This window comes from Paraburkholderia sp. FW306-2-2C-D06C, from assembly GCF_058781505.1.
In genome coordinates this window covers 96,020-111,940 of sequence record NZ_JBYSWU010000001.1, presented here as the reverse complement: position 1 = coordinate 111,940, position 15,921 = coordinate 96,020, and the positions used below count along the sequence as shown (strand labels likewise).

Annotated in this window: 13 protein-coding genes and 2 pseudogenes; 7 read left to right on the top strand and 8 right to left on the bottom strand. The window is 60.7% G+C overall.

Annotation, left to right across the window (positions count from 1 at the left end):
* Nucleotides 1-205: 205 nt before the first annotated feature.
* The 3 genes and pseudogenes from AC3WLT_RS00525 to bufA1 all read right to left on the bottom strand — a co-directional run.
* Nucleotides 206-2,434: a hypothetical protein gene (locus tag AC3WLT_RS00525; protein ID WP_492589751.1), complete on the bottom strand. Its 2,229-nt coding sequence runs from the start codon at nucleotides 2,432-2,434 to the stop codon at nucleotides 206-208.
* 1,300 nt (nucleotides 2,435-3,734) lie between these two features.
* Nucleotides 3,735-3,917: pseudogene (locus tag AC3WLT_RS00520) on the bottom strand (DoxX family protein); the annotation flags it as partial.
* Nucleotides 3,918-4,040: 123 nt separating this feature from the next.
* Nucleotides 4,041-4,256, bottom strand: a pseudogene (bufA1, locus tag AC3WLT_RS00515) (BufA1 family periplasmic bufferin-type metallophore); the annotation flags it as partial.
* A 32-nt stretch (nucleotides 4,257-4,288) separates the two neighbouring features.
* Between bufA1 and AC3WLT_RS00510 the strand changes: the two are divergent.
* The 4 genes from AC3WLT_RS00510 (at nucleotide 4,289) to AC3WLT_RS00495 (ending at nucleotide 6,224) form a co-directional block, all read left to right on the top strand.
* Nucleotides 4,289-4,486: a hypothetical protein gene (locus AC3WLT_RS00510; RefSeq protein WP_492589749.1), complete on the top strand. Its 198-nt coding sequence runs from the start codon at nucleotides 4,289-4,291 to the stop codon at nucleotides 4,484-4,486.
* Nucleotides 4,483-4,890: a hypothetical protein gene (locus AC3WLT_RS00505; RefSeq protein ID WP_492589747.1), complete on the top strand. Its 408-nt coding sequence runs from the start codon at nucleotides 4,483-4,485 to the stop codon at nucleotides 4,888-4,890. The genes AC3WLT_RS00510 and AC3WLT_RS00505 overlap by 4 nt, the downstream gene beginning before the upstream one ends.
* Before the next feature lie 59 nt (nucleotides 4,891-4,949).
* Complete coding sequence (locus AC3WLT_RS00500; protein WP_492589745.1) at nucleotides 4,950-5,390, top strand: hypothetical protein; 441 nt, start codon at nucleotides 4,950-4,952, stop codon at nucleotides 5,388-5,390.
* A gap of 138 nt (nucleotides 5,391-5,528) precedes the next feature.
* Nucleotides 5,529-6,224, top strand: coding sequence for a P-loop NTPase family protein (locus tag AC3WLT_RS00495; RefSeq protein ID WP_492589743.1), 696 nt, complete (start codon nucleotides 5,529-5,531; stop codon nucleotides 6,222-6,224).
* Nucleotides 6,225-6,314: 90 nt separating this feature from the next.
* On the opposite strand, the gene AC3WLT_RS00490 is transcribed toward AC3WLT_RS00495, so the two are convergent.
* Complete coding sequence (locus AC3WLT_RS00490; RefSeq protein WP_492589741.1) at nucleotides 6,315-7,613, bottom strand: MFS transporter; 1,299 nt, start codon at nucleotides 7,611-7,613, stop codon at nucleotides 6,315-6,317.
* 230 nt (nucleotides 7,614-7,843) lie between these two features.
* Complete coding sequence (locus AC3WLT_RS00485) at nucleotides 7,844-8,569, bottom strand: GntR family transcriptional regulator (RefSeq protein WP_492590114.1); 726 nt, start codon at nucleotides 8,567-8,569, stop codon at nucleotides 7,844-7,846.
* A 186-nt stretch (nucleotides 8,570-8,755) separates the two neighbouring features.
* Between AC3WLT_RS00485 and AC3WLT_RS00480 the strand changes: the two genes are divergently transcribed.
* The gene (locus AC3WLT_RS00480; protein WP_492589739.1) at nucleotides 8,756-10,054 is read left to right on the top strand and encodes an MFS transporter; all 1,299 of its coding nucleotides are present in this window, start codon (nucleotides 8,756-8,758) and stop codon (nucleotides 10,052-10,054) included.
* Between the two features lie 2 nt (nucleotides 10,055-10,056).
* Nucleotides 10,057-10,944: an amidohydrolase family protein gene (locus AC3WLT_RS00475; protein WP_492589737.1), complete on the top strand. Its 888-nt coding sequence runs from the start codon at nucleotides 10,057-10,059 to the stop codon at nucleotides 10,942-10,944.
* A 23-nt stretch (nucleotides 10,945-10,967) separates the two neighbouring features.
* Here the strand turns inward: AC3WLT_RS00475 and bamA are convergent, their stop codons facing one another.
* Complete coding sequence (gene bamA / locus AC3WLT_RS00470) at nucleotides 10,968-13,283, bottom strand: outer membrane protein assembly factor BamA (RefSeq protein ID WP_492589735.1); 2,316 nt, start codon at nucleotides 13,281-13,283, stop codon at nucleotides 10,968-10,970.
* Between the two features lie 97 nt (nucleotides 13,284-13,380).
* Nucleotides 13,381-13,779, bottom strand: coding sequence for a hypothetical protein (locus tag AC3WLT_RS00465; RefSeq protein WP_492589733.1), 399 nt, complete (start codon nucleotides 13,777-13,779; stop codon nucleotides 13,381-13,383).
* 281 nt (nucleotides 13,780-14,060) lie between these two features.
* Here AC3WLT_RS00465 and AC3WLT_RS00460 point away from each other — a divergent pair, with 281 nt between their 5' ends.
* Nucleotides 14,061-14,786: a DeoR/GlpR family DNA-binding transcription regulator gene (locus AC3WLT_RS00460; RefSeq protein WP_492589732.1), complete on the top strand. Its 726-nt coding sequence runs from the start codon at nucleotides 14,061-14,063 to the stop codon at nucleotides 14,784-14,786.
* 58 nt (nucleotides 14,787-14,844) lie between these two features.
* Here AC3WLT_RS00460 and AC3WLT_RS00455 read toward each other — a convergent pair whose 3' ends face one another.
* Complete coding sequence (locus tag AC3WLT_RS00455) at nucleotides 14,845-15,915, bottom strand: ABC transporter permease (RefSeq protein ID WP_492589730.1); 1,071 nt, start codon at nucleotides 15,913-15,915, stop codon at nucleotides 14,845-14,847.
* Nucleotides 15,916-15,921 lie beyond the last annotated feature (6 nt).

The following is a 15,921-nucleotide window of genomic DNA, read 5'->3' as shown; positions in this document are numbered from 1 at the left end:
TGCCGACTTTCCGGATTCGCGATACCGACAACCCGTCTTCGTCAATCTCGAAGAGCCTCGACTCGCCTCCGCTAATGGGTAGCGCTGATTAACTTTTGGCAGGCTTTATTATGGTCAGCCAACCGGTTGGCCAGGGTGTGGTCCCAGCCAACCGGTCAGCGAACCTCCGCTACTTTCGCAGCGGCGCGTCAATCACCCTCAGCCCTTACTGGCCCGTATAGCCGAGCGGAACAGTCGCATTGTTCTTCGCAACCGTCGCGTTGTTCGACACGATGTACTGCGGCACCTCGGTGAGGGTCAGCGTGACTTTGCCGTTGGTATAGGCAAGCGTGCTGGCATTGCCGTAACCATCGATCTTCGTCACATTGCCCGACGTGCCAGCGTTGTCGACCTGAAGCTGATACGTGGCCGAGTATGTCTGGCTATAAAGGCCACCGCTCGTAGGCCACTGCGCATTGTTGTGCGCCCACGCAGCCGTCACGACCTTGCCGTTGCCGAGTTGCTGGAACGCGTACGCAAAGGTTCCGGACGGCGTACCCGTGACCCGGCCCAAGGTATTCGTGCCGTCGAGGACCCGTGTCATCGTGGCGAAGGCCATCGCTTCCGGCTTCGGAGAGAGGTTCGTTGCGCCGTACGCGCCCTGGGCGTCATTCAGGTCGAAGAACGAGCCGTAGCCCACTTCGCCCGGATAGTCAGGACCATAGAAAAGCGTCGTGAGCTGCGCGCCGCCGCCGAGCACAATAATGTGCGCCCGCACGCCAATCGCGGCATGGGCGAACAACTGGTTCTGCGACGGCACCGTGGGGCCGTAGCTAAGGCCAGGATCGTAGCTCGCGCCAGCTTCGGTGAAGAAGAGCTTCATGTTCGGCTTGCCCGCCTGCATCACCGAACGCAACTGCACCATCTGGTTGTCGAGCGCGTTGGCCTGGTTCGCCGGATCCGGATCCGAGTCCTGCAATTCAGGCGGATGAGACGGATAGGTGCCCGCATTCCAGTAGCCATGCGTCGAGACGGCATCGATGTAATTCCACAGGCCAAGCGCACCGAATTTCTGCAGATAGCCGGTGGTGCAAGTGTCGCAATTCGCGGCGAACGGGTTGGCCGTGCCCATCACGACTGCATTCGGATCGGTCGAGTGAATGCCTTCATAAGCGGCCTTGTACATAGCGACGAAGTTTGCGTCGCTATCCGCCCACCCGAGGCTCGGCTCCCACGTCACCTGGTAATAGTTCTTTTGCTGGTTCGGGTAATTGGCCGCGCGAATCAGGCTCGTATCGGTACCGACCCTGCCCATGAAACTCTGGAACTCAGCCATGTTCGACGGTGCGTAATAGCTGTCGTTGAACTGGCCCGTCTTCGAATCCCAGGCAGGCAGTCCATCGAGGCGCACAATGCGCATCTGATCCGGATTAGCCTTATAGAACGGATCGAGGTCGTTCACGTTCGGCGTGTACGTGTAGGGGCCATTGGGTTCCATGGCCGATACCTGACGGTCGTCGATCGTCCACGAGATTCCCAGAGCATGCAGCGCAGCGATGTTGCCGTTGAAGCCCTGCATGCCGAAGCGGTGCTGATCCTGATGGGCATACGTTACGGTGCCCAGTACCGGCTTGAGGTTCGGCAACACGCCGAACGTCGCGATGCCCATCGGACGCGTTCCGCTGCTCGGCAACGTGCCGCCATTCGAGCGCAGCGTCGCGGTCAGCGCGCCATAGCCGGACCACGTCGACGTGCACGGAATCGTGCTGGTTTTCACACCGGAGCTCACCGCGAAACTTCCCTGCGTCTTGATCGCGCCATTCGAGTCCGCCACGGACCAGATGACCGTATCCGCGCTCTGAGCGTTCGTCGTAATCGCGAGCTTGAACGGTGCGTTGTTCTGGAAAACGCGCAGGCCGTCGGTAGTGGGTGTGTCGGCGCTGATCAACCCGTTGGAGGTTCCGCCCGCTGTTTGTGTCGGCGAGCCGCACGACATGGTTGAACTGCCAGGGGTCGGGGTCGGAGTCGGAGTCGGAGTCGGTGTCGGTGTCGGTGTCGGTGTCGGTGTCGGTGTCGGCGTCGGCGTCGGCGTCGGCGTCGGAGTCGGCGTCGGCGTCGGTGTCGGCGTCGGGCTAGCGGCAACCGCCGTCATCCAGCATGCCTTGTCGTAGCCGACTGCGGGATCGGTCTGCGAAACAGCGCCGACATAACAACCGACCCCGTTACTAAAGGTAGCCGGCGCGGTCAACATCACCGATGGCGCATCGGGCGGAACCGCACCGAACACCACCGAAGCTGTTCCGAGGAATGCGCAGTTGCCATTCTCCAGTGCGCACAACTTGTATTGCTGGCCTGCGACGGTGATGGTGCTGGCCTGAGCCTGCGCATTTTGCGCAGCAAACGATGCCAACACCGTTGCTGTCGCAACGCCCAGTAGTTTTAGATTACTCGTCATTGTCCGTATGAATCGCTAAAAAGCAGGTTGTCCCCGAGGATTCAGCAAGATCGATCAAAGCCGTCCCGCTTTGGCGTTATTGAGCACAGAGAGATGAACCGGAGAACGCACTGATTGCGTTCATTGCTGACGAAGCTGGCGCTTCGATGTGACGTTTTCCGCTGGCAGATACCGTTAGACATCCGCCCGTGAGCTGACCGCTGCCAGACAACAGCGCGTTCAGCATTTCGATCTGGCATCAGTCAACACATTTAAATTACGCACTCCTTACTAACAACCTGATTAAGGCTCATCCGACGACGTGCTATCAGTGACTACCTCCCTGGATCTGCAACGCCAGGCATCCAGCGCAGCATGTCGCGAGACTCGACCGTACGCACCTATTGCGTGAACAGTTCAGTCGACTTGGCAGCCAGTTTGAAACGATCCGCCGAGCGCACACCAAAAAAGCCAACACAAGGGGTTATGGCGTGCCGACGATAAAACCTGTCACACCTGGTAAGGATTGCACCAGCAGTTCGGCGCACCCTCCATGTGACAAACAGACATTCGCTCGGCACGTTCAATCAGGAAATTGAGGACAGCTGACAGCTCGGTCGAATCCGCCTTCTTTCACTCTTGACGGCCCAATGCCGGTACGAACCCGGTGACCCGGCAGTCGAGGCAAGCCCATCACCTGGCAGGCAGGTTCGGAACTCGAAACTCATTGGGCCACGTCCAGGTCCGGCAGTCCAGCACCGGCGAAGGATCCTGCAGATAGCACTCGAGGCGCCAGACTCACTCGCCAGGCGTTTCGCACAAGAAATCCTTCTCCAGCGCGGCACAACTCTTATCGATGTAATTCTTACTGGATCGACAGAGCTTCGGCGCGGACTCGGTATTAGTTGCGAACGTTTTTGGCAGATGAATTATAAACGTTTCATCTGTGTAACGTGGTGGCGGCTGGAGATGATAAGTAATAATTCGAAGAATCTTCCACGGCAGGTGCCCGACGGTTTTCCAAAACGAGGGAAAACGAAGAGCTCTGCCTCAGCCTGACAAAAAAAGGAAAATGTTAATTTTTATCAACTGATGACGACAATTTAGCAGCAGCAGACGACATTTAAGCGTTTTTTATATTATTAATATAAATTGGCATATTTGATAAATCTGCAGCGATGACAGAGCGATACGGCACGAATTCGATGAAACATAGAAAGTGCTTCATATCGCCTTTCGTCAGATCTTTTATTAAAACCAATCATCTGATTAATGGCGGGTTCAAAATCGACAAAATCCCTCCGCATGCGTGAGACGAAAATCAGCATGCGTTGACCCACTTTTGCCGAGCGAGGTGGTCTACAGACCACTTCCCCCCGCCCCTGCACACCAGGACCAGCAGCATCGCCGCCCACTGGATATGCGTCGGCCACGCCTGCGGATAGACAAATATTTCGATGACTGCTGTCATACCAAGCAGAACAATCGCCACAGGTCTGGTTGAACCTCGAACCAGGCGACATCGGGCTGCGTGTCGATCACTGTCTGATGATGACGGAACCGCAGCCCGATATCCGCGCTCGTAGGAATGGGCAAGACCTGTCGCGCGCCGTGGCGTCAGCGAGTTTCATCGCACAACGGCCGCTCGGCCCGCCTGGAGCTTGCCGCCCTGGATCTTCGAGCAGTCGCCGGCGGGCAGCAGGACGAATGACTTCGGATCGCGCGCCTGCGTCGCCTGTCCTGCGCAGGAATGAGCGCCTTGCGCACAGTCGTTCTTCGCGACCGCGTCGACGCCGAAGCATTTCTCCAGCTTGTCCCTTTCCATGCGCGCCAGGTTGTCCCGCAAGCCGCACCGACGGCAGCGTCGACTGGACCATGCTGATGATCCGGTCGCAGGCCGGCGACCGGGAAGCCTACCGGCTGCTGCCCGAAGCGATCGCGCCATACCTGCGGTCGTTGGCCGCGCGACAGATCAACAACAGGAACGATGTCGAAGACACGGTTCAGGATATTCTTCTAACCCTCCACACGGTCCGGCACACGCACGGCTCGCTCCTACGCCCATTGCCATGATGGGCAGTCTCGCGGTTGCGGCGATGACCGCGGTTGCGCTAGCGCTGTTTCATCCCATCGATGCCGCGCTCATGATCCTGCTGTGGAATGTCGGCGTGGCGGCGCTGTTTCTGGCGATCAATGCAATCCCCTACCCTGTGCAAGACGTGGCTCTTGCGATCGGAGACGATCGGGACGGGCTTTTCTTAACAGTCTGTTACCAGATCCCTGCCGTTTGTTACCAGATCCCTGGATGGAATCGGCGATGGGAAATGCTATTCTTCGGGCCGAAAAACCGGATAAGACGCGCTTTAGCACGCCGCGCAATCGGTGCCATCGGCACAATCAGCGCCCCTGCGCGAGTTAGCGCCATGTCCGGTCAATGGGCGAATACAGTCCGTCAAGGTTCACAACTACAACAGTAACGAGACGCCGGCCGATACGCGTTTGGCTGACGTCTTTCGAACGAAGAAAAGGTTTGCATATGTTGAAGAAAATCAGCCAGATCATTGCCATCGGGGCACTTGCAGCAGCCACGTCCTTACCGGCTTTTGCCGGCGACATGAACAACGCCGTCGGCGGCGCGCTCGGCGGGGTTGCCGGCGCAGCGGTGGGCGGCGCACTCGGGGGCAGCACGGGCGCCGTGCTCGGCGGTGCGGTGGGTGGCGGCGCGGGTGGCGCGGTGACGTCGCACGGTCATGAGCGCACGGGCGCGATCATCGGCGGAGCGCTGGGCGGCGGTGCCGGCACGGCGGCAGGCAATGCGATGGGCGGACGCACCGGCGGCCTGGTCGGCGCGGCCGTTGGCGGCGGCGCGGGTGCGGCGTTAGGCGGCAACATGTCGCGTAATGCGTATTCGAACGACTACGGTCAACGCAACTACGGCGGCAAGCACCACCGCAAGCACCATCGCCACGACGACTAAGACGAACGCATCGCATCGCATCGCATCGTATTACCGCCGCTCATTTCTTTTCCGTGTAGCCTATTTCGCGGATACGTCACCGAAGTCTGGTACGGTCCTTTCTGACTTAGGCCGCATCACCACACAGGATCCGCAGAAATGAGCCATATCCACTTCATTGGTGGCGAAAAAGGCGGCGTTGGCAAATCGCTCGTCGCCCGCGTGCTGGCCCAGCATTTTATCGACCGGAGCACGCCGTTCATTGGCTTCGACACCGATAAATCGCATGGCGCCTTATTGCGGTTCTATGCCGATTTTGCCGCTCCGGCCGTGCTCGATCAGCACGACAGTCTCGATCCCATCCTCGAACACGCGCTCGAGAAGCCCGAGCGGCGCATTCTGGTCGATCTCGCCGCGCAGACCCAGCAGCCTTTGAGCAAATGGCTGGACGATGCGGACGTGATCGCGCTCGCCGAAGAGCATGGCCTGACGCTGACCTGGTGGCACGTCATGGACGCAGGACGCGATTCGGTCGATTTGCTGCGGGAGTGGCTCGACCAGTTCGGCGGACGAATCAAGCTTGTGCTCGTTCTGAATGAAATCCGCGGCGAGCGTTTCCAGATTCTGGATGCGTCCGGCGAACGCGCCCGGGCCGAAGCGCTTGGCGCCAGCGTCATCTCGCTACGCCGCTTGCCTGATACGACGATGCAGAAGATCGACCAGCAAGGCGCAAGCTTCTGGGCCGCAGTCAATCACCCCGACCGCTCAGCCAACGGACTCGGCATGCTGGAGCGGCAGCGCGTCAAAGTGTGGCTGAATCGCGCTTATGGCGAGATGGACAAGCTCGCTTTGTAAGCCGGAAGGACCGCGCGGCGATCAGCGTGCCGACCACCGCTACGGCCCTCAGCCAGGCGCGCTCAGGCAGCGCCCAGGCTGATGCTCGCTCTACGCCGCCGACTCCAGCGCCATTCTGCGGCGCGCACTGGCCAGCGCCGCGACAGCGGTTCCCATCCCCAACACGAACAGGCAGGCGGTGGGCACCAGCATCGGCGCGACATGGCTATGCGCGACCTTGCCGACATAAGGCATCAGGTTCTGACCAGCGAAGCCCCCAAGGTTGCCGATTGCGTTGATCGCCGCAACGCTCGCTGCCGCTCTCGCGCCCGAGAAGAACCGCGGCGGAAGCGACCAGAAGCACGGGTACAGCAACGGGATGCATGCTCCACCCAGGCACAGGGCAGCGAAGCGCATCGACGCGCCCGGCAAGACGAGGCTCGACGCGAAGCCGATCACCCCGATTCCTGCCACCAGGCTCATTGCCTTCAGAACGACGCGCTCACGTTTGAGCTTGCCAGGAAGCCAGAGCAGAAGCAGCGTTGCGAGCGCCCAGGGAATCATGTTCAGCAAGCCATTGAGCGACGACGACACGCCATAGCTTTTAAGCAGCGTCGGCATCCAGTAGGTCACGCCGTACAGCGAAGTCGACATCAGCATGTAAGTCAGCGCGAACATCAGCACCTTCGGGTCGAGCAGCGCGCCCCATGGCCGCGTCGCCTTCGCCTCGCTTGACGTTTCGCGCTTCAGCGCGGCGATCACGACGTCTTTCTCCGCTTGCGAAAGGAAAGCCGCGTTCCTGACCGAATCCGGCAGGAATTTGAGCGCGACCAATGCAATCAGGATGGCCGGAATGCCCGTCGCGATGAACACCCATTGCCATCCCGCGAATCCCCACGTCCCGCCGAGGGTGAGCAGCAGACCGCCGATCAGCGAGCCGAGCATGTTCGCGAGCGAACTGCCCAGCGTGAAGAAGCCGAGCACCCGGGTGCGGTAACTCTGCGGAAACCATTGGGTGAGGTAGTAAATGACGCCGGGATAAAAGCCGGCCTCGGCCACACCCAACGCGAAGCGAAACGAATAGAAGACGGGAAGCGACCGGGTGAACGCCATCAGAACCGTGACGACGCCCCAGGTAATCATGATTCTCGCGAGCCACGTCCGTGCGCCGAAGCGATGAAGCGCAAGCGTGCTGGGCACCTCGAAGAGGAGATAACCGATGAAGAATAGCGACGCCCCAAGACCGTATGACGCTTCCGTCATGCCGAGGGCATGCACCATCTCCAGCTTGGCAAAGCCGACATTCTGGCGGTCGATAAACGAGATGAGAAACATGACGATCAGCAACGGCATCAGCCGCCACGCCATCTTCTTCATTACCTGCTGCTCAAATCCTGCCGGTGTAGTCATGGTCCGCTCCAGTTTCCTTGCTGGCCGCCTTCGACCATCGCGTCATAGACCGGCAGTCGCTACCTCGGCGCAATCAGCCAAATTGATTTAGTCATATATATGTTTGTATGAATTTGAAATAGGCGCTATGAGGTGATACCCGCACCCGGGGCGAAGCCGGGCGGCCGCGGCATGCCGCCCTCGCCTTTCGGACGGCTCTGTCGCCGGGTTTTGCCGCCGGGTTTTGCCGCTCAGCGGATTTCGACCTGGTACTGGAAGGTGGCGGCGCCGCCGCGGGTGCTGCGCCATTCGAATGGTGTCCCGGCGAAGTCGGACGCGACACGGTGAACAAGAATCACGGGGCTGCCGACCGGCACGCCCAGAAGCGCTTCATCGTCGGCGGTGGCTTGTTCCACGTTGAGAATTTCCGTGGCGGACGCTACGATCTGCCGGCAGAGCCGCTCGTATAAGGGGTACAGCAGGTCCTCGAAATCCTCGAGCGCCAGGGTTGCCAGCGGCTCGAAGCGGGCGCGGGGCAGCCAGATTTCTTCAGACAAGACGGCTTGCCCTTCGATCAGCCGGACGCGTGACAGGTGAATCGCCTTCTCGGAGGCTTTCATCCGCAACTTCGCGCGAATCTCTTCACCCGGCTTGACCACTTCACGTTTGAGCACGCGCGCAGTCGGCCGCACCGGCTCACCCGCACGCGACTTGAAACGGAAGAAGCGAAACAGCGACGAATCAAAACGCGGCCGGCGAACGAACGTTCCCTTGCCCTGACTGCGCGTGAGCACACCGTCGACGACCAGCAAATCGATTGCCTTGCGCACCGTACCCGTGGATACGTTATAGAACTGGCCAAGCTCCGCCTCGGTGGCGATGGCTTCCTCAGGCGCCCATTCCCCCGCGGCAATCCGGCTGACAAGGTCGTCCCGCAATTGCTGATACCGGGGCAATCGATCGTCCGGCTTGGTCATGACAGAAAGCGCGTTCATGATTCATATAGTTGTTCAGAGGAGCTACCACTGTACCGCATCCGCAACCGGCCGAGTCATCAAGGGTTAATCCCGAATGCACATTCCCGTCCGGCGGCCTAGACTTCTCATACAGTCATATATATGACTGTATGACGTGAACGATGACACGCACGAACGGAGACAGGCATGTTCAGTTGGTACAAGCAAGGCACGCCCCTCGAACGCAACACCTTTTGGGGGTGCTTCGCAGGCTGGGGACTCGATGCGCTCGACGTGCAGATGTTCACACTGGCGATCCCCGCCATCATCGCGGCTTACGGCATCGACCATACGCAGGCCGGCGCGATCAGCAGCGTGACGCTCGTGTCGTCGGCGCTCGGCGGCTGGCTCGCCGGGGCGCTGTCGGATCGCTTTGGGCGAGTCCGGACGCTGCAAATGACGATTCTCTGGTTCGCAAGCTTTACGTTTCTTTGCGCGTTCGCTCAAAACTTCCCTCAGCTCCTTGTCCTCAAGGCGCTGCAAGGGTTCGGATTCGGCGGCGAATGGGCGGCGGGCGCGGTGCTGATGGCTGAAACCATCCGGACCGAACACCGCGGCAAGGCCATGGGCGCCGTGCAAAGCGCCTGGGCGGTCGGATGGGGCGCCGCAGTCCTGCTCTATGCCGCGGCCTTTTCCTGGTTGCCGTCGGACACGGCTTGGCGAACGATGTTCGCTGTCGGCCTGTTGCCGGCCGGCCTGGTTCTCTTCGTACGGCGCAACCTCAAGGAACCCGTGCGTCCCGCTCCGGCCAGCGCGGAACCCAAGGTCTCCGCGCTGGGGCAAATCACGCAGGTCTTCCAGCCACGGGTAATCAGGACCACGATCATTGGCGCGGTGTTGGGTACCGGCGCTCACGGCGGGTACTACGCCATCATGACGTGGCTGCCGACCTTCCTTGCCAAAGAGCGGCACCTCTCGGTGCTGAATACCGGCGGCTATCTCGCGGTTGTCATCGTCGCCTTCTGGTGCGGCTGCATGGCGAGCGCTCATCTGCTCGACCGAATCGGCCGCCGTCGCAACGTTGCACTGTTCGCGTTCTGCTGCATCGTCACCGTGCTCGCCTACGTGATGCTTCCGCTGACCAACACGGAAATGCTCGTTCTCGGCTTCCCGCTCGGCTTGTTCGCCGCGGGCATTCCGGCCAGCCTGGGCCCGCTCTTCAACGAACTTTATCCGGCCGACATGCGCGGCACCGGCGTTGGATTCTGCTACAACTTCGGGCGCATTGCCTCGGCAAGCTTCCCGGCTCTCGTCGGCTATATGAGTCATTCGATGTCGCTCGGCGCGGCAATCGGCATCGACGCCGCAGTGGCATACGGACTGGCGATGGTCGCCGTTCTGCTCCTTCCCGAGACGCGCGGCAAGCGGCTGCGTGCGGCGGCGCCGGAACTCGCCGCCGATGCCGCCGACGACGCGCGGTTGACCTTGAACCCTCCGCGGGGATGACCATGAGCTCTCGAGGACTCACCGCACCATCGCGCCCCTGCCGCGTGGACACTCACGCGCACGTTTTCGAGCGAGGCTTGCCACTGGCAGACGGAAGGCGCTACGCGCCGGGCTACGATGCAACGCTCGCTGCTTATCTGCAACTTCTGGACACCCACGACATCGGCCGGGCCGTTCTCGTGCAACCAAGCTTTCTCGGCACCGACAACCGCTATCTGCTGCAAGCGCTCTCGCGTGACACCCGCCGCTTGAGGGGCGTGGCAGTCGTCGCGCCCGACATCTCCGAAGAAGAGTTAGTTGACCTGCATGACCAGGGCATTACCGGCGTACGGCTTAACCTGATAGAGCAGGCATTACCCGAGTTGCGCGGAAAATCGTGGGCAACGCTGCTGAACCGTTTGGCGCGACTCGGCTGGCATGTCGAATTGCACCGGCAAGCGCATGACCTGGCGCCGCTGATCGACTGCCTTCTGGAGGCGGGATTGCCGGTCGTCGTCGACCATTTCGGGAGGCCCGACCCGGACAAGGGTACGAGCGATCCCGGATTCAAGGCGCTGCTCGACTTTGGCAACACAGCGCGGGTTTGGGTGAAAGTCTCGGGCGCGTACCGCTGTACGGCTCCTGGTTCCAGCTTTGTCCGCGACGCGACGAACCAGCTCCTCGAACACTTTGGCCCTGAGCGCCTGATGTGGGGAAGCGACTGGCCCCACACGCAATACGAAGAGGTGCTGGACTACGGCCAGTCGCTGTCAACGCTGCTGGACCTGGGTCTGGACCCGGCGGTTGTCGACTCGATTCTAAGCATCACGCCGCATGCCTTCTACGGATTCGAGCAGGAACCTGCCGGGCACAACACTTCGACTGAGCCAACGCTGCAACGCACTACCTGAAGCAGCCATGTAAGTGTCGACACTTAGAACGACGTGCCGATCTGGAACTGGAACTTCTGGTATTGATCGCCCGCGTGCCTGACGAGCGGAAAGCCGAGACTCAGCTTGAGCGGACCAATCGGCGAGATCCAGGCAAGGCCCAGCCCGTAGCCGTATCGCAATCCGTTCGCACCAATGCTGTTGCCTTCGCTGCCCCATACGTTGCCGCCGTCGAGAAATGTGAAGACGCGCAACGTACGGTCGTAGCCCGTGCCCGGCAGCGGGAACGTCAGTTCGACGTTACCCACCAGCAGCTTCGACCCGCCGATCGGGTCGTTGGTAGTGGCGTCGCGTGGTCCAAGCGAGCTCGGCTCATAGCCGCGCACCGAACCGATCCCGCCGGCGTAGTAGTTCTTGAAGATCGGGTAAGCCTTGCCGTTCAATCCATTGCCGTAGCCGCCCTGAAAATTCAGACCGAGCACGAAGCCACGCGCGAACGAATAATAGTATTGCGCCTGCAGATCGGCCTTGTAGTAAGGCGTATCGCCGAGCGGTGTGCCGTATTCGGCGTTCGCCTGCGCGTAGTAGCCACGGCTCGGCACGAGCGCGCTGTCACGGTTGTCGCGCGACCAGCCCACCGTCACCGGCACATTGTTGGACACACGCCCAAATTCAGCGACATAGTCCTTGTAGCTCTGCGGCGTAGCGGAATCGATCTCCAGACGGTTCTGCTCGAATCCCAGCCCGAAGTACACCATGTCGGCTTCGGAGAAAGGAACCCCGAACTTCATATCCGCGCCTGCCGTGATGATTCGAAAGCTCGAATCGGTCGAGTAATACAGCGGCTCGGTGGTGCGGTAGAAGACGTCGGTAATGCGCTTGATGCCGTCCACCGTGAAATACGGATCGACCTGCGTGACGGTCAGCGTTCGGTACGTCGACGAAGTGTTCACATTCACCGCCAGGCTGGTGCCGGAGCCGAACACGTTGTCCTGCGAGACGCCCGCCGAGACGATCGGCCCCTCGCCCGAGCCATAACCCAGGCCCAGCGAAATCGAGCCGGTCGGTTTTTCTGTCACGTTGACGTCGATATCGACCTGGTCCTGCGCGCCTTCCACCGGCACCGTGGTCACATCGACATCGGTGAAGTAGCCCAGACGATTGATGCGGTCCTTCGACAGCGCGAGCCGATTCGAGTCGAACCATGAGCTTTCCATCTGACGCATTTCACGGCGCACCACTTCGTCGCGCGTGCGGGAGTTGCCGACCACGTTGATGTTGCGCACGTATACGCGGCGGCTCGGGTCCACTTGCAGCGTCAGGTCCACCTTGTGGTGTTCCTGATCGATCTGCGGCAGCGCATTGACGGTGGCGAACGCATAGCCGTATTCGCCGAGCTTGTCGACGATCGCTTTCGTCGCCGCTTTCAACCTGTCGGCGGAGAAGCGCTCACCCCGCCTGATGTCGATCAGCTTGCTGAGCTCCGCCTCGCGGTCGAGCAGATTGCCCGCGAGCTTGATGCCGGAGATCGTGTACGGTTCGCCTTCGTGCAGCGTGACCGTCAGGTACATGTCCTTCTTGTCCGGCGAAAGCGACACTTGCGTCGACTCGATGTTGAACTCGAGGTAGCCGCGATTCAGGTAATACGAGCGGATGTTTTCGAGGTCGCCGGTCAGCTTGTCTTTCGCGTACAGGTCGTTCTTCGTGTACCACGAGAACCAGTTCGGCGTGGACAGCTGCATTTCGTCGCGCAAGGTATTCTCGCTGAACGCCTTGTTGCCGATGAAATTCACCTGACGGATCTTCGCGCTCGGGCCTTCAGCCACCGAGAACAGCACCGACACCCGGTTGCGGTCGATCGGCGTGATCGTGGTGGTGACTTCGGCGGCGTAGTAGCCGCGCGTCAGGTACTGGCGCTTCAGTTCCTGCTCGGCCTTGTCGACCAGCGCCTTGTCGTAGTAGCGGCCCTGCGACAAACCGACGGCGCGCAGCGCCTTGGTCAGGTTGTCCTTGTCGAATTCATGGATGCCCGCGAAATCGATCGTGCCGATCGCCGGACGCTCCAGCACCTGCACGATCACGACGCTGCCTTCGGTCGAGATCTTGACGTCGTTGAAAAAGCCGGTGGCATACAGCGCGCGAATGGCTTCGGAAGCCTTATCCTCGCTGAATGTCGCGCCCTGCTTGATCGGCAGATACGCGAACACGGTGCTGGGTTCGATGCGTTGCAGTCCTTCGAGCCGGATATCGCTAACCACGAATGATTCGCCGGCGTAGGCCGACACCGCTGTCACACTGACGCCGAGGCCGACGAAGGTCACCGCTCTGCTGCGGCGCGCGGATGGGAATTGAACAGACATGCAGGGGAGCCAAATGAAAGACGCACAACGTGGAAACCGCGATTGCAATGCGCTTTTTCGCGTATTGCTCGAGGCGCGGATGATGGGGACGCGATCGCTATTGCATCGTGATGCGGGACAGATCGCCGAGCTTTGCCACGCCGCTCACTAACGCCAGCACTTCTGTCATGTGCGCGGCCTGAGTGCGTTGCATGCGAAACGAAAGTTCCGCACCGCCGGGTAGACGGAACGTCAGAATCAGATGGGCGGCCGTCCCGCCATCCTTGCCGATTTCCCACGCCTCACAGGGCATCGCGAATTTCACGCTTTTCTTCTTACTGCGAATCCGCTCCGACACGCCGATGGCGTTCGACAAGGCCGCCAGCAACTCGTGCATGACAGAGCAATGCAACGCAATGCTGGAAGATTGATTGGTCTTCAACATCAGGTACTGACCGTCCCCCGTCAATTCGAAGCCACGCACGGAGTCGATCGCAAGGGATGGAGGCGGTGCCATTGAGCATTCCAGAATGAAGCCAGGCTCGAAGTGTAGGTGGCTCTCCAACGCGTTGAGTTACTACACGATTAACTTAACTTTCCTTCGACCGTTGCCCGTTACTGAATCTTCAGTTGCAAAGATTTCGCGCACGGCAAGGAATGCAGGACTCGAACATTTGCGTAGAAAAAGTTGGGCCGCCATGCTCACACGAGGCTCGCCGCGCAGACCACCTCTTGTTATAATTCTTTCACCAAATCGAACAAAACATAACGCCCCCTCCACTGCGCGACAGGACCTCCATGCTGAAACCCGATCGCCTCCGCGCCCTCGCCGATGCGCTGGCCAGGCAGAACGTGATGCGCCTGCGCGACGCCGCCAGTCTGCTGGGCGTTTCGGAAATGACTGTCCGGCGCGACATCGCAGGCAGTCCGGAACGATTCACCTATCTCGGCGGCTACATCGTCAGCGCGACTGACGTGCCGAACAACGCCGGCTACTCACTCGAAGAGGAGAAAGACCACTTCGCGCAGGCCAAGGCGGAAGCGTCCGCGATTGCGGCGGGACTCATCGGCGACAACGAAACGCTTTTCATCGATTGCGGCACGACGCTCACCACGCTTGCCCGGCTGATTCCGGTCGAGCGCCACGTCACCGTGGTGTGCTATTCGTTGAATGTCGCGGAGATTCTGCGGCGCAAGCCGAATGTGCGGATGATTCTGCTGGGCGGCGTCTATGTGCCGTCGTCGGATTCATTTGCGGGCGAAGAAAGTCTCGAGATGCTGCGCCGCATGGGGATCAACAAGGCGTTCATTTCCGCGGGCGGCGTGGATGCCGCACGCGGCGTCACCTGCTGGAATTTTCACGAAGTCGCATTGAAGCAGGCCGCCATGGCCAGTGCCGTCGAACGGCATCTGGTGGTGGACCAGAGCAAGTTCGGCGTCGTCAAGGCGGTGCGCTTCTCGCAAATCGACGACTTCGATTCCATCATCACGGAGAAGGGTCAGGAGCTCCGCAAGCGCAGATAAACGCGCTTGCGGCACGGCGCCTCGACAGCGCGCGTTGCAAGCGCGCCGACCGCGGCGTTCAACCTTTGCGCTGCAACGCGAAGAGTGTCCCGGCAATCAGAATGAACGCGCCGATGATCACCTTCTGCCAGGTGCTCGGCACGCCGACCAGAATCAGCACGCTGTTGATCAGCGTGACGAGCACGACGCCGAGCAGCGTACCGGCTACCGTGCCCGTGCCGCCGGTAATGCGCGCGCCGCCCAGGATCACCGCGGCGATCACATCGAGTTCCGAGCCGACCAGATCGAACGGATTCGCGAGACGATTGTTCGATACATGCAGAATGCCGGCGATCCCCGCAAGCATGCCCGTATAGCCGAACACGAACAGATGGATCGCGCGCAGGTTGTAGCCGAGCCGTTCGGCAATCGCCAGACTGCCGCCCATCGCATAGACGCCCCGCCCCATCATCGTCCGGTTCAGCAGCCACCACGTGACGAACGCGGCCGCCACCAGCGCCAGCACCGAAATCGGCAGCACCGCGCGCAGTCCGTCTGCCGTGTGATAGAAAAACAGCGGAATGCGGCCGAAACGATCCATGCTGTGCGGAATGTTCATGAAGAACGTCGTGCCGATGAAGGTCAGCAACAGCCCGCGATACAGATACTGCGTGCCGATCGTGACGATCAGCGAAGGCGCTTTCAAGCGGTGCACGAGCAGGCCGTTGACGATGCCGAGCACGACGCCGCCGAGCGCGCCCGTGCTCAGGATCAGCGCGAAGGGTGCGTCGGGCCACCATGCGAATACCGCCTTGGTGATGCCGTACATGGTCAGCGCGGCGATCGCGGTGAACGACACGTCGATGCCGCCCGAGGCGAGCACGACCAGCGTCCCCAGCGCGAAGAGCGACATCGTGGTGGCCGAATGCAACAGGTCGAACAGCGTCGCGAGCTGGAAGAAGCGCGGATTGATCGCGCCGACGATCAGGCACGTGGCCGCGATCAGCGCGACGGTGAACCATTCGGGGTTGCGCGCGAGCTTCGTGCGCAACCCCGGCGGCTTGACCTCGGGTGCGACTTCGACGACGGTCGGGGTGCTCATGGTCTGGTTCATGCGCGGATTCATGCGCGGATTCATGCGCGAGTTCATGGGTAT

Excerpts from the sequence above, each read along its gene's own strand:
- AC3WLT_RS00475 (WP_492589737.1), top strand. The coding sequence starts at position 10,057 with ATGAGCTCTCGAGGACTCACCGCACCATCGCGCCCCTGCCGCGTGGAC.
- AC3WLT_RS00495 (WP_492589743.1), top strand. The coding sequence starts at position 5,529 with ATGAGCCATATCCACTTCATTGGTGGCGAAAAAGGCGGCGTTGGCAAA.
- AC3WLT_RS00480 (WP_492589739.1), top strand. The coding sequence starts at position 8,756 with ATGTTCAGTTGGTACAAGCAAGGCACGCCCCTCGAACGCAACACCTTT.
- AC3WLT_RS00460 (WP_492589732.1), top strand. The coding sequence starts at position 14,061 with ATGCTGAAACCCGATCGCCTCCGCGCCCTCGCCGATGCGCTGGCCAGG.
- AC3WLT_RS00525 (WP_492589751.1), bottom strand. The coding sequence starts at position 2,434 with ATGACGAGTAATCTAAAACTACTGGGCGTTGCGACAGCAACGGTGTTG.
- AC3WLT_RS00500 (WP_492589745.1), top strand. The coding sequence starts at position 4,950 with ATGTTGAAGAAAATCAGCCAGATCATTGCCATCGGGGCACTTGCAGCA.
- AC3WLT_RS00505 (WP_492589747.1), top strand. The coding sequence starts at position 4,483 with ATGATGGGCAGTCTCGCGGTTGCGGCGATGACCGCGGTTGCGCTAGCG.
- AC3WLT_RS00465 (WP_492589733.1), bottom strand. The coding sequence starts at position 13,779 with ATGGCACCGCCTCCATCCCTTGCGATCGACTCCGTGCGTGGCTTCGAA.
- AC3WLT_RS00485 (WP_492590114.1), bottom strand. The coding sequence starts at position 8,569 with ATGACCAAGCCGGACGATCGATTGCCCCGGTATCAGCAATTGCGGGAC.
- bamA (WP_492589735.1), bottom strand. The coding sequence starts at position 13,283 with ATGTCTGTTCAATTCCCATCCGCGCGCCGCAGCAGAGCGGTGACCTTC.
- AC3WLT_RS00455 (WP_492589730.1), bottom strand. The coding sequence starts at position 15,915 with ATGAACTCGCGCATGAATCCGCGCATGAATCCGCGCATGAACCAGACC.
- AC3WLT_RS00510 (WP_492589749.1), top strand. The coding sequence starts at position 4,289 with ATGCTGATGATCCGGTCGCAGGCCGGCGACCGGGAAGCCTACCGGCTG.
- AC3WLT_RS00490 (WP_492589741.1), bottom strand. The coding sequence starts at position 7,613 with ATGACTACACCGGCAGGATTTGAGCAGCAGGTAATGAAGAAGATGGCG.